Here is a 13,108-nt window from a genome sequence, read left to right as displayed (position 1 = left end):
CAGTCTTACAGCTTTACAGGAACAGACGGACCACCTCGAATGCTTCTGCATAAGGACAGCCTGCTTGTACGCCGCGTGTTTTTGCTAACGAAAAGATAAACGCTTCGGATAGATAGTCTCGTGCTCCTTGTGATTCGTATGCCTTCAATGCTTCGACTTTGGCCTGGATGTGCTCCCGGTTTAGTTCGACGAAACATTGCGTGTTGAATGTCAGGTTGTTCCAGATCAGCTCGTAGCCCAGCAGCGTCGTGTTTTTGAAAGCGCGTAGACCTTCCTGGGCGATGGTCGTATGGTCCTGGTGGATGTCGTGCAGGCTGGGGATGAAGACCAGGTCGAAGCTGTTCGCTTTTTTGAGGCGGATCAGTTCTTCCAATATCTCCTGCCGCACATATCCGAGTTTACGGACTTCGTAATTGTAGATGATGAGGTTTTCCGGCGATATCCCCAATTGGGCGGTCGCTTTCTTGACTTCCGTTTTCAAAATATCTTTCGGGAAACCTTCGGGCACGGACTGTTGGGCGGTCGAAAAAGCGACATAGGTCACTTTCTTTCCCAGTTCGATCAGTTTGCTTATGGTTCCCCCCAGCCCTAATTCCCCGTCGTCCGTATGGGGAGCCAAAACCAGTATATTATTATAACTGTTCAGTATCATAAATTATCTATCTGTTTATTATCCTTCCTATTTTTAAACAGGCTCTATTTAATAAACTTAATTTTCCTTTGGTTATTGTGAAGAAGGGGGTTTGAATTGCGCCGAATTCACGGAAAAAGCGTTCGACTCCCGGAATCATGGAACCTTCGAAGTCGAATACGTTCGTGAATTGCGAAACGTAACGGATACATTCCCACAATATCAGGCTGTGCGCCCCGGACTCCCGTAGAGCCGGATCTCCTCCGCCGGCCAGATACCAGGCGGAGCTTTCTTGCCAGACGACAAAAGCGGCAGCATGCAAACGCCCTTGTTCGTCGTAGCCGCCCCATAGATCGCCCTGGTTCCGTCTGCGGCAGATGTCGATCAGTTTGATCAGTATTTCCGTATCTTCTTTGTTTATGGCCTGCTGACGTTCGAATGTTCGGGCTTGCACCTGCAAGAATTCTTCGACAGGAATCCCTTTTTTTACCGTGATACGATATTTGTCCCTGGCTTTAGTGATGTTCCGGCGGATGTTGGAACTCATATTTTCCTGCATTGCTTCCGTGTTTCGGATATCCTTCAGCAGATAGGTGTAGCGTGTTGTTTGCCGGTAACCTTCCCAGTAGAAAGGGAGCCAGTCGGTGATTGCGTAATGGAAATTCTGAAGGAAATACGGATAGGGTTTAAGCGCGTTTAGCAGTCGTTTGCATAAAGTTTGCCGGCGGCCTAATGCTTTGGTGTATTTGGTATCTTCGGATTCGGGTGCGAACCAGGGGCCCATTGTTTGTGTGTAAGAGGGCATCGAGACGATTCCCTGCCGGGGGATGTAAAGGGGCATCGCTGCCGTAATCCTTTCTTTTTCTTCGACTAACAAGACCTCCCATTTATCTTTGCCACAAACCGCATCGAGCCACCAGTCACGGGAAAAGATGGGAATACTCGTTTCTGTATTACAAAGCAGATGGTATTTGTCTTTCATGTCGATTGATTTAAGTTTCGCCGGCAAATCCCCATTTACCGGCGAAAGAATGACTTTCCACTTTTATGTTCCGACTGTTGCTTACTCTTTTGACGAACCTTTCTTTGCCGGGAGATTGCCTGCTTTTAAAGATTCAAATATGAGAGCGGACAATTCGTCTGCCAGTTCGGGATTGTCGGCAATGCACTGTTTGGCAGCGTCTCGTCCCTGTCCCAACTTCGTGTCGTTATAGCTGTACCAGGAACCGCTTTTCTTGGCGATGTTGAGGTCCGTGGCCAGGTCGATGATTTCGCCGGCTTTGGAGATGCCTTCGCCGAACATGATGTCGAACTCTGCTTTCCGGAAAGGAGGGGCGACCTTGTTCTTGACCACTTTTACGCGCACCTGGTTGCCTTTGATATCGTCGCCGTCTTTCAGTTTGCCGATACTGCGGATATCCAGGCGGACAGAGGCATAAAACTTCAACGCGTTACCACCGGTAGTCGTTTCGGGATTGCCGAACATCACGCCGATCTTGTCGCGCAACTGGTTGATGAATATGCAAGTCGTGTTGGTCTTATTGATCGCAGCCGTCAGCTTGCGAAGCGCCTGTGACATCAATCGTGCCTGCAACCCCATTTTGCTTTCCCCCATATCGCCTTCGATTTCCGCTTTCGGAGTCAGGGCGGCAACCGAGTCGATCACGATAATGTCCACGGCGGACGAACGGATCAGTTGCTCGGCAATTTCCAAAGCCTGCTCGCCATTGTCCGGCTGAGAGATCCAGAGGTTTTCGACGTCTACCCCCAACTTCTCGGCATAAAAACGGTCGAAAGCATGTTCCGCATCGATAAATGCCGCGATGCCACCCAGTTTTTGGGCCTCCGCAATCGCATGGATCGCCAGCGTCGTCTTACCGGACGATTCCGGTCCGTAGATTTCGATCACACGTCCCTTGGGATAGCCGCCTACGCCCAATGCTGCGTTCAGGGCGATAGAGCCTGTCGGGATCACTTCGATATTTTCGACACTTTCGTCGCCCAACTTCATGATCGAACCTTTACCGTAGTTTTTCTCGATCTTGTCCATTGCTGCGCGAAGCGCTTTTAACTTGTCTGCGTTTACAGCCGGTTTCTCGGCTGCAGGCTGCTTGCCTTCTTCGAATAAATCTTCTTTTGCCATTTCCTTTTATAGATTAAGGATCTGATTTGCATGGTCTTTAGTCTTCACCTCTTTCGGGCCTATGATGTCGGTAACGATGCCGTCTTCATTGATAATAAAGGTGGTACGGAGAGTCCCCATGTATGAACGTCCGTACAGTTTTTTTTCTGCCCATACCCCGAACTGCTGTTGCAGGGCCGTATCCGTATCAGCGATGAGGCTGAAAGGAAGTTCCTGTTTTGCGATAAATCCCTGATGAGATTTGGCGCTGTCTTTGCTGACGCCCACTACTTCGTAGCCTGCAGCCTGCAATTCCTTGTAGCCGTCCCGCAGGCTGCATGCTTCCGCCGTACAACCGCTGGTATTGTCTTTCGGGTAGAAATAGAGCGCTAACTTCTTGCCTTTGAAATCGCTCAGCTTTATCTCTTTCCCGTTCTGGTCGAGGCCCAGAACTTCGGGAGCTTTATCTCCTATTTGTATTGCCATATATTTATATTACTTGATGTTATAGTTCATCTTGCGCGTTACATCCGTTTTCCGGCGGGCTTTCCGTCCGAATACTTTCCAGAGCAGTTTTCTTCCCATGCGATGGCTGGCGGCATACGACTCGAATGTTTCCGTCCGGTAGTCGAAATCATCTTGCCAGCATTCCTGGGGAGAGACATAGCAGTATGTAATCTTTTCGATACTGTTGTCATCCGCCTCGTTTTCCTCCAGTACGATGATGTTCTGCTTGCCGGGAGCCAGGCAGGTGATATGCCTGCGGCGGCATTCTTCGATTAGCGGAACCAGTACGGCGTCATACCTCGCATAGATATTAGTCAGGTCGAAATCCTGGTATTCGCTTTCTCCGATCTTCTGTATCGGACGGAGTTGCAGGATATCCAGTTCGTCGCCGACGACTTCCCATATCCGGCTTAGTTCTTCGAGGTTGTCGTTGTTGATCGTATAATTGATGCGTAACTTGAACTGCGGATGCTGTTTCTTCACTTCTGCGACGTTGGCGAGCAGCTTGCGGAACAAGTCGAATTTGCCGTTCGTCATCAGATGTTCGTATGTTTCGCGTGTAAAACCATGTGCCGAGAGCGTCAGTTCGTCCAGCCCGTTTTCTACGGCAGCGGCCAACAACTCTTTAGTCAACAGGTTCCCGTTTGTCGTGAGTGAGACGTAAGGGACATCGTGCCGTTTGCCCAGTGCGATGATCTTTACCAGGTCCTTGTGCAAAGTCGGTTCCGCCCCGCAGCCGACCTGAAGTTTCAGGGCGCGGTGGAACAGGCTTCCGGCAATGGCTTCTATCTCTTCATATCTGAGGGTTCCCCGCAGGCTTTTCCTTTTTTCCTCGTCGCTGAAATAACACATCTTGCAGCGGAAGTTACAGGCCAGCACCGGATCGAGAAAAACGCCGATATACCGTTTGCCTAACACATGAAACAACCAGAGGCCCAATAGTTTGAGCCTTCTGCTTTTGATTTGCGTACCGAGACGTAGTATGTTATAAATGTTACGCACGTTGTCAATTGTCCGTTGTCAATTGTCTGTCGATTACAGTTCCAGGTCTACATTGAACAGTTCGTGCCAGGGCAACCCCTGTTCGTTCAGTTCCTTCATGAACGGATCGGGATCGAACTCTTCCACGTTCCAAACCCCCGGCTTTTTCCAAACGCCCTGCATGAACAGTTTGGCTCCGATCATGGCCGGGACGCCGGTGGTGTAGCTTACGCCTTGTGCGCCTGTTTCCAGGTAGGCGGCATGGTGGCTACAGTTATTATAAACGTAGTAGGTCATCTCCTTGCCATCCTTGATACCGCGGATGCGGCAACCGATGGAGGTTTCGCCCGTATAGTTTTCACCCAAGTCACCCGGATTAGGGAGTACGGCTTTCAGGAACTGGATCGGGACGATCTCCTGTCCGTTATACATAATCGGATCGATGCGGGACATACCGATGTTCTGGATCACCCGCAGGTGAGTCAGGTATTCCTGTCCGAAGGTCATCCAGAAGCGTGCGCGTTTGATCGTCGGGAAGTTCTTGGTCAGGCTTTCCAACTCTTCGTGGTACATCAGGTAGGATTCCTTCGGACCTACGTTCGGGTAGTTCAACGGTTTGTGTACGGACAGCGGGTCTGTCTCCTTCCATTCCCCGTCTTCGAAGTATTTGCCCCGCTGGGTGATCTCGCGGATATTGATTTCCGGGTTGAAGTTGGTTGCAAATGCTTTATGATGGTCTCCGGCATTGCAATCCACGATATCCAGGTATTGGATTTCATCGAAATGATGTTTGGCCGCGTAAGCCGTATATACACCCGTTACGCCCGGATCGAACCCGCAGCCTAAGATAGCGGTCAGGCCGGCATCCTCGAAACGTTTCTTGTATGCCCACTGCCAGCTGTATTGGTATTTAGCTTCGTCCAGCGGTTCGTAGTTGGCCGTGTCGAGATAGCTGACACCGTATGCCAGGCAGGCGTCCATGATGTGGAGGTCCTGATAGGGCAAAGCCAAGTTTACGACTAAGTCCGGTTTGAAGGCGTTGAACAAGCGAGTGAGTTCTTCCACGTTGTCCGCGTCTACCTGTGCTGTTTGTACCTTCACATTTTTGATATCGGCGGCAATCCGGTCGCACTTGCTTTTCGTGCGGCTGGCAACCATGATATCGGTAAAGACATCCGCGTTCATCGCGATCTTCTTAACAGCAACGCAGCTAACGCCCCCTGCACCAATCACTAATACTCTTCCCATTTACTAATAGAATTAATCTTGTTAATATACAGTTTACAAGGTTCTGAACCTAACGGCAAATATACGATGAATCTTTGGATAATCGGACAAAGCCGGGATAAAACCTTTTATAAGGCCCGGATCACATCTTCGTCCAAGCCTGTACAGGCGACAATGTCTTCTATGTTCATGCCTCTCTGTTTCATGTTGGCAGCTACTTTTTTCATGCCTTTGACCTCTCCTTCTTTCATGCCTTCGGCCCTTCCTACCTCTATACCTTCCTCTCGACCTTTCCGTTCCCCACTGCTGTAGAGCGTTTTTTCGACGCTGATGATGTCCCAGAATTTTTCGTACTGGTAGAGTTCTTCGTCGGTGAAAGCTGATTCTTCCAGTACGGTCAGGGCTTTTTTGATTTCCGGTTCGGCTTGCAATTCTTCCGGTACGTAGCGCGTGTGTTCGTCTATCTCGGTCAGGAAACGGAGCCACAGCACCTGCATGCGTTTTTCGGCATAGGTGTGCGGGGTGAATTTGGGGAGTTCGACAAATATCAGTTGCAGCCCTTCGATGATGCGTTCCGTATGCTCCACGTGCACCATTGCATAATGATGGTAATAGCCCGGCAATTCCGGCTCGAACACTTCGTTGACCAAGTTCAATGAATAGACGGGTTGCAACAACTCGTACTTCTGGCCGGCTTCTAATTGGTGCACATAGGCCTTGGAGGCATTGAAGAGGACGCGCTGTCGGAACTCTGGGGACCAGAGCATTTGCATCTCGACTAAAAATTGGCGCCCTTGCTTGTCACGGCATCGTACGTCCACAATACTATATTTGCGCAACGGGTTGTCCGGCACGATCTCGGAAGGCAGGTATTCGATTTCTTCTATTTCCTCCTTCTCTTTCAGAGGCAGCAAAGCATTGAGCAAACTGATAACTAAATCGGGATGCTCGCCGAAGATACGTTTGAACGTCAGGTCGGCACGTGGATTAAGATACTTCATAGTTAATTCTATTTTATTGTTGCAAACAAAGATACGATAAAAAAGTGAGATGCGGGAAAATATGGTAATATATTTCATTTACAGAGCATTCAGGCTTTCTTTTGCCGTCTGCTTCAGCAGACGGTTTAAAGGATTTAGAGGCAAAGCCGGGAACAATCACCTATCCGTCTGCTGAAGCAGACGGCAAAAGAGAGGTTGCGCCACAAGGCTTACCTTCTTTATAAAGACCGGATTATTTCTTCGCTTAAGCCGGTGCACTTTGCAATGGTAGCGATGTCTACACCTGTATCTTTCATTCTGGCAGCGACCTGGCGCATACCTTCGGCAATGCCTTCTGCTTTCCCTTTCGCCTCACCTTCAGCAAGGCCTATGGCTTTTCCTTCGGCGATTCCTTCCGCTTTCCCCTCCGCTTTTCCTTCCGCTTTTCCCTCGGCTTTGCCTTCTATTCTCCCTTCCCATTTGGCGGTGTCGATCACGTCGTTTTGGATCATGATGGCGTCGAGGTGGCGGTCGTAGATGAGGCGTTCCTGGGGCGACATCGAGTAGTATTTTAACTTCTCGCGGGCTTCTTTCAGGCCCGGTGCGGTCGTGTCCGGACGGATCGTGCCGTCTTTCAGGTATTCGATCCATTCGTCCAAAGGGGTGAGAGCCACTTTGTCGAACTCGTTTACACGGACCAGGATATATTCGGGGAAGATTTCGGCGGGAAGGCGAGAGACGAGGACATCGCGTTCGCGCGTGTTGACACGCAGGTGGTCGCCCGTATGCACGCCGATGAAATGGTTCTGGCCGTGATAGATATAATCTGTCCCGATGCCGATGTCGAAATAAAGGATGCTGATGGAGTAGACTTTCTTGATTTTCTCGTAGCCTTCACCTATGGAGATATGTTCGGTGATGGCTTTGGCCACGCCGTAGAGGATGCGTTCCAAGTAATGCAGTTCGCGTGTGTTCTGGATTTCTACGAGGATGATTTCGCCTTTGCTGTTCAAGGCTTTGATGTCGACGCGGTTGAACTTGTCGTCGGCGCTTTCCTGGTTGCCTTCGCTTTCGAGGATTTCGACGATCTTGATTTCTTCGTTCAACATGACGGTCAGGAAACCGTCGAGCACATCGAAGTTTGCCTTCTGGCGCAACAAACGCTTGATGGCCCAGTCGAAGCGAATATACCTGTCCTGCAACTTTTTTCTTTCCATCTCTTACATGATTTTCAGATCTGACTCTTTCTCTTTCATAGTTACTGTTTTAATTAGTTATTACTTAATCTACTTATTCCACAAATATACATATTATTTATGTACGGGCAACGGATCGGGGAGAATATTTCGGATACTGGCAGATTTGAACCAATTTTAGGCACGGATTTCACGGATTACACGGCAAGAAGTTTTTTTCAAAACATATTAAAACCGTGTAATCCGTGAAATCCGTGCCTAAAATATAGGTTCAGTTTTTCTTAGATTATCCTCTAAATACCCCCTGGTTATTTTATTTAATTAGGGTTCACACTATTCGGGGGACTCTGTAGATCAGCATGTTGCTGTGAACCCTGTGAATGCAAGATAAAAAAAGTCGGGATCGATCGATAGGATTGGCTGATCGTAATCCGGTTTCACAGCCTTCACAGCCTTCACAACAAATCGCTGGCCATTAGTCTTTTACCGCCGTGAACCCTGTTTTTTAGTTTTGTCATATAAGGGATCGGATTGGTTCCTGTCCCATAAAATATAGGTTATAGGCTAAAAAATACAGCCTTTAGCCTGTCCGGGGAAAACCTATAGGGTAGCAGCAAAAAGGCAGGCATCTATCCGGCAACCGATGCCGACCTTTTCGGGAAGCGACAGGCATCTATAGGAACAACTTCACATACGAGGTTTGAGTCTGATAGACGCAGATTAAAATAAATAAACAGGATTTCTTGACGCGGATTTCGCGAATAACGCGGATTAAACACCTGATACATATTTTCTTATCCGCGTTATTCGAGTCATCCGCGTCAAAATTATATTTGCGTCTATCAGACTCATATTTTAGCAGATATGAAACATAAATAATGATTTATGGGTGAGCAAACAGACAAGGCAGCGTCTTGTGCCGCAGGTTTTCTTTTGCCGGCGGATAGGTGATTAATGCAATCTATGAAAGGGGTTAAAACCCACAGAGGAAGAGGCTTTGCCTCTGAATCTTTTAACCGTCTGCTGAAGCAGACGGCAAAAGAGGGGGGCACTTTTATAAGTATTTTTGGGCTGGGGGGTTATGCTTTTTTCGGTTCATAACTATGGGATGGGGGGACTATAACTATGAGGGGAGGGAAGCATAACTATGAGGGGAGGGGACTATAACTATGAGGTGGAGGAAACTATAATTATGGGGTGGGAGCTGTAATTATGGGGGAAGGGGGGGGGTGGGGGTGGAACTATGGGGAAGTCGTTTTTGTTGCTTATATTTAGTTTTTAATGGTTATGATATGGCAGTAAAGACGGTAACATTGTTTTTTTATTTCGGGCGTCATATAGAATGGTTGTGCAGTAGCGGTAAAGGGACTACGGCATCGAACTATCAGAGTACGTGGCGCATGGTGAGTAAATATCTGGACCGGCAGGCGGAGAAGTTCTGCTTGTCGGCAATCACGGAGGAATGGGTGCAGGGGTTTGTGGAATGGCTTTCGGGCCGGGGCAACCTGAAAGCAAGCAGTGTGAATTACTATTTGCGCTATCTGCGTGCGCTGTATGGACTTGCCAGGAAGGAGAAGCTCATTGCTTTTAGTGATAAGGACCCGTTCAGAGGGCTTGCTCCTTCAGTCCCGCCTACTTCTAAACGGTCGCTCTCGGAGGGGGATCTGGATAAGTTGGTCGGCTATGGGGAACGTCCGGGCGTCAAAGCCGGGCGGATATGGGCGCGTGATGTTTTCCTGTTCCTTTTCTATACCAGGGGCATGTGCTTCGTGGATGTGTATAACCTGAAGAAGTCGGATATCCACGGCGATTACATCTATTACAGACGTAGCAAAACGGGGGCGGCGTTGCAGGTGAAGATTGTCTCTGAAGTAAAGCGCTTGATCGAAAAGCACGGCAATCCCGAAAGCGAATATGTTTTTCCTTTCCTCCGGGAGAACAAGCGGGGGGAAGGGGAGCTTGACGAGAAAAGCTCTTTGCGACGGTTGAACCGGCATTTGAAGCTGATAGGCAAAGAATTGGGTATCACGCAGCCGTTGACGACTTACGTGGCACGCCATACATGGGCGTCGCTGACGGAAGCCTGCGGGATGAATACATCTATCATCAGCCAGGGACTCGGACATAGCTCGGAACGCGTAACCCGCATTTATATGAAAGGGATGCCTTCGCATGTCATTGATAATGCCAATGAGGAGATGTTGAACCGCCTGGTCCGCCGGAAAAAGAAAAAAAAGAAAGGGAAAAATAAAAAATGTCCCTTTCTTGGTAAGAAAGAGACAAGGCATAGAATTAACTTCCGGCAGCGTTGACCGTCAACGCTTATGTTTCTGCAAATGTACAGGTTATTATGATATAAACAAAAAAATCATAACAAAATAAAGCAAACTCTAATCCGCATCAAGGGCGAAAATACTTTCCAAGAGCTTTAATTTTTCCAGAAGTTCCTTTTTAATTTTTTGAAATTCAGAAAGTTCCGCTTGTCTAATTTCTTTTGTCTCTTTCTTACCAAGAAAGGGACAAAAAGTATAGGGGAAATGATATGAATACAAAAGAAATCGGAAGGAATATCCTGAAAAAATTCACATTGCTTGGTTTGCTGCTCTGCTTGTCGTCTGTGAGCTACGGACAACAAGTGGCGGCCCGGACGAATGCGCTCTATTGGTTGACAACGACGCCCAACTTAGGGGTGGAGGTTGCGCTTGCCCGTAAGTGGTCGTTGGAAGTGTCGGGCAACTACAATGCCTGGACATTTTTCCCCGACGGCATGAGCCTGCGTCACTGGTTGGTGCAACCCGAACTGCGCTATTGGCCCTGTAAAAGTTTCGAAGGGCATTTTTTCGGCCTGCATGGCCATTTCAGCCGCTATAATATCGGGCAGATCCCTTTTTTGCCGGGTCTGGACACCTATACCTACCGGGGCGAGCTTTACGGCGGGGGCGTTTCCTACGGCTATCATTTTGCGATAGGGCGACGTTGGGGGTTGGAGCTGATGCTTGGGGTGGGGCACACCTACCTGGAGTACGATAAATACGTATGTGCCGAATGCGCCGAACTGATGGGACGCTACAAACGGCATTTCATCGGCCCTACGCGGTTAGGGATCTCTTTTATCTATATAATACATTGATTGCCATGAAACAGGAAGATAACACGAATAGGGTCGGGTCGGATGCGATCCTGCGTCGAGCGCGGGAACGGGGGCTGACGCGTGTGTTAGGCTTGATTGGCATCCTCCTGTTCATGCTAAGCAATGCATCTCCCGCCCTGTCCCAGGACGCGATCCGCTTCGTCCCGCGCAGCCTGACGGTGAGCGACGACAGCGTGCGCATAGACCTGACGATCCGCGCCCAGGGGATTTCGATCCCTTCGGGCGAATCCTTGATACTAACCCCTTCACTCAGGCGCGGAAAGAAGCGGGTTGCGCTGCCTCCGGTGGTGTTTTCCGGCAGCAGGCGCGCCCGTTTCGATCGCCGCGAGGAGGCGGTCGATCCGGACCGCAACCGCCCTGTCCCTTATCATGTCTGGATATGCGGAAGGAAGAGGAACGATTATACGCTGCGCTACCTTGTCAGCCTCCCCTACGCTTCGTGGATGGAGCATGCTTCGCTCGTCCTGAGGCAGGCGGGTCGCGATTGCTGCACGGAGTGGCTGTTGGCCGACGAGGTCCTGACGGCCGATATCGACCTGCCGTCTCCCTGCGAGCTGTTGGCGGAGGCGCAGCCAGAAAAGACGGGACAGGCGCCAAAGCCGCCAAAGCCCGCCGTCGCGGTCGATACCCTCCGGCGCGAACCTGCCCGGATGGCGCCCGTCGCCGTGCCGGAGCCTTATAAACAAGCTGTCGCCGTCGTCCCTGTCGAGCGGCACGCCTCGGCTACGCTCTACATCGATTACCCGCGCGGCGGCTCCGCTGTCGACCCGCTCTTTGGCAACAACAACGCCGAGCTTCGCAAGGTCGACAAGCTGCTCGCCCCGCTGCTGGGCAACCCGCATGTGCAGATCAAGGAGATACGCATCACCGGCTATGCTTCGCCCGACGGGCCTTACTATAACAACGAGACGCTTGCCAAAGCGCGTTCGACAGGTTTCAAGTCCTACCTGACGCGTTCGTACGGCTTGCAGGACTATCCCTTGCGGTTGGCTTGGGTGGCGGAAGACTGGGAAGGGCTGCGGCCCCTGCTCCGGGGGAAGCCTTACGAAAAGGCCGCCCTTTTCATCATCGACAACTACGGTGTCTTCGAAGGGCGCGAACGCTTCCTGATGGAGTTAGACGGGGGCAGGCCCTACAAAGAGATGCTCCATGAGCTTTTCCCCCGGCTGAGACGCTTGGAGATACATATATTGTATAATGAACAAATAAAAAACGATGAAACAGAAGTCCCGGCATAATCCCGATCGCCCGTGCGCCTTGCGGCTGTGCGTCGCTTCGCTGTTGTGGCTTCTTTTGGCGCCCGTGGCGTGCGACATCGACGGCGACCTGGCGGAATGCCCCTACAACGCGCGGCTCGAATACTGGTACACGGGCACAGGCCAGGCGAATGTCTTGCCGGACTATGTGTACCGCATGGACGAGTTCATGTTCGACTCTCTCGGCATACTCTGCCACAGGCGTGAGATCTCTTCTAAAAAGAACGTGGCGGCGGAGTTGGGACTCCCACCGGGCCGCTACACGCTGGTGGCGTGGGGCAACCTCGACAGTTGCAGCCGGATAAGCGAGACGAAGATAGGGGAGACGCGGCTCGAAGACGTCTGCCTCTATGCCGACCGTCCGTTTGGCGGCAAAGGCGCGCGCGCCGGCGGCGGGGCGGTGTTGGCATCGACTGAAAAGCTCTATTACGGCTATGCCGATTTCCGGATCGCCGAACGGGGCGTCAGCCGGGGGCGTGTGGACATGGTGCATGCGCACCTGAAACTCGACGTCACGGTGAAATGGAAAGGGCGTGCTCCTGCCGATACGGGCGACTGGTATATGACGCTCGCCGGCATATACCCGGAGTACCGCTTCCAGCCCGAATTCGAGGTGAAAGGTTCCGCCTATTCGACCTATGCCTCTGACGATGGCAGCGGAGGGCTGACGCGGTCGGGCGTTTGGTATTACATCCCCGGACGTCCGGCAGGCTGCCTCCCTGCGACCTGCAAAGTCGCGGCGAAGATGGATATCACGCGCACCGTCAGCGTGCAGTTCGTGACCTACCGCCTCGCCTCGGCCGATCACCCGGTGTTGCAGCTTTATGGCGGCGGCGTGCCCCTGCTTCGCGAGATCGACCTGGAGAAGTATTTCCGCACGATGCAGATCGACCTCGACCGCAACCTCCGCCAGGAATTCAGCTTGGTGGTGGAGGTGGATGCCGATGGCGGCATCATCGTGATGTCAGCCAAGGTGAGCGATTGGAACGACGGAGGAACGATAGGGGGGATGATTTGAGAATCGGGAAAAAATGACAACATAGCAACATAACGAAAT

At 50.9% G+C, this 13,108-nt stretch carries 12 protein-coding genes; 4 read left to right on the top strand and 8 right to left on the bottom strand.

Translation table 11 applies throughout. The annotated features are described in order from the left end of the window. Window positions 1-13: 13 nt before the first annotated feature. The 8 genes from H8S65_RS17045 to H8S65_RS17010 all read right to left on the bottom strand — a co-directional run bounded on the left by H8S65_RS17045 (window position 14) and on the right by H8S65_RS17010 (window position 7,665). Window positions 14-652 carry a PIG-L deacetylase family protein gene (locus H8S65_RS17045; RefSeq protein ID WP_186931064.1) on the bottom strand — a complete coding sequence of 213 codons (639 nt, stop codon included), beginning with the start codon at window positions 650-652 and terminating at the stop codon, window positions 14-16. Between the two features lie 7 nt (window positions 653-659). After that, on the bottom strand, window positions 660-1,619 hold the full coding sequence (locus H8S65_RS17040) for a GNAT family N-acetyltransferase (RefSeq protein ID WP_186931083.1): 960 nt from the start codon (window positions 1,617-1,619) through the stop codon (window positions 660-662). Between the two features lie 75 nt (window positions 1,620-1,694). Then, window positions 1,695-2,774 carry a recombinase RecA gene (recA, locus tag H8S65_RS17035; RefSeq protein ID WP_186931063.1) on the bottom strand — a complete coding sequence of 360 codons (1,080 nt, stop codon included), beginning with the start codon at window positions 2,772-2,774 and terminating at the stop codon, window positions 1,695-1,697. A 6-nt stretch (window positions 2,775-2,780) separates the two neighbouring features. Beyond that, complete coding sequence (gene bcp / locus H8S65_RS17030) at window positions 2,781-3,239, bottom strand: thioredoxin-dependent thiol peroxidase (RefSeq protein WP_186931062.1); 459 nt, start codon at window positions 3,237-3,239, stop codon at window positions 2,781-2,783. A 9-nt stretch (window positions 3,240-3,248) separates the two neighbouring features. After that, window positions 3,249-4,262 carry a radical SAM protein gene (locus H8S65_RS17025; RefSeq protein ID WP_186931061.1) on the bottom strand — a complete coding sequence of 338 codons (1,014 nt, stop codon included), beginning with the start codon at window positions 4,260-4,262 and terminating at the stop codon, window positions 3,249-3,251. A 33-nt stretch (window positions 4,263-4,295) separates the two neighbouring features. After that, entirely contained in the window at window positions 4,296-5,489 is a 1,194-nt protein-coding gene (locus H8S65_RS17020; protein ID WP_186931060.1) for a saccharopine dehydrogenase family protein, read from the bottom strand. Between the two features lie 107 nt (window positions 5,490-5,596). Then, window positions 5,597-6,469: an Rpn family recombination-promoting nuclease/putative transposase gene (locus H8S65_RS17015; RefSeq protein WP_186931059.1), complete on the bottom strand. Its 873-nt coding sequence runs from the start codon at window positions 6,467-6,469 to the stop codon at window positions 5,597-5,599. 218 nt (window positions 6,470-6,687) lie between these two features. Next, window positions 6,688-7,665, bottom strand: a complete 978-nt coding sequence (locus H8S65_RS17010) for an Rpn family recombination-promoting nuclease/putative transposase (protein WP_186931058.1) — start codon at window positions 7,663-7,665, stop codon at window positions 6,688-6,690. Window positions 7,666-8,936: 1,271 nt separating this feature from the next. Between H8S65_RS17010 and H8S65_RS17005 the strand changes: the two genes are divergently transcribed. The 4 genes from H8S65_RS17005 to H8S65_RS16990 all read left to right on the top strand — a co-directional run bounded on the left by H8S65_RS17005 (window position 8,937) and on the right by H8S65_RS16990 (window position 13,069). Then, window positions 8,937-9,956 carry a tyrosine-type recombinase/integrase gene (locus H8S65_RS17005; RefSeq protein ID WP_186931057.1) on the top strand — a complete coding sequence of 340 codons (1,020 nt, stop codon included), beginning with the start codon at window positions 8,937-8,939 and terminating at the stop codon, window positions 9,954-9,956. A gap of 230 nt (window positions 9,957-10,186) precedes the next feature. Next, window positions 10,187-10,774, top strand: a complete 588-nt coding sequence (locus tag H8S65_RS17000) for a DUF3575 domain-containing protein (RefSeq protein ID WP_186931056.1) — start codon at window positions 10,187-10,189, stop codon at window positions 10,772-10,774. A 671-nt stretch (window positions 10,775-11,445) separates the two neighbouring features. After that, window positions 11,446-12,033 carry an OmpA family protein gene (locus tag H8S65_RS21145; RefSeq protein WP_255489298.1) on the top strand — a complete coding sequence of 196 codons (588 nt, stop codon included), beginning with the start codon at window positions 11,446-11,448 and terminating at the stop codon, window positions 12,031-12,033. Further along, window positions 12,011-13,069 carry a FimB/Mfa2 family fimbrial subunit gene (locus H8S65_RS16990; protein ID WP_186931054.1) on the top strand — a complete coding sequence of 353 codons (1,059 nt, stop codon included), beginning with the start codon at window positions 12,011-12,013 and terminating at the stop codon, window positions 13,067-13,069. The genes H8S65_RS21145 and H8S65_RS16990 overlap by 23 nt, the downstream gene beginning before the upstream one ends. Window positions 13,070-13,108: the final 39 nt, after the last annotated feature.

It is taken from the genome of Parabacteroides hominis, from assembly GCF_014287585.1.
GTDB classification, from domain to species: Bacteria; Bacteroidota; Bacteroidia; order Bacteroidales; family Tannerellaceae; genus Parabacteroides; species Parabacteroides hominis.
Note: the sequence above shows the minus strand (reverse complement) of the source record. Positions and strands in the feature narration are given on the sequence as shown.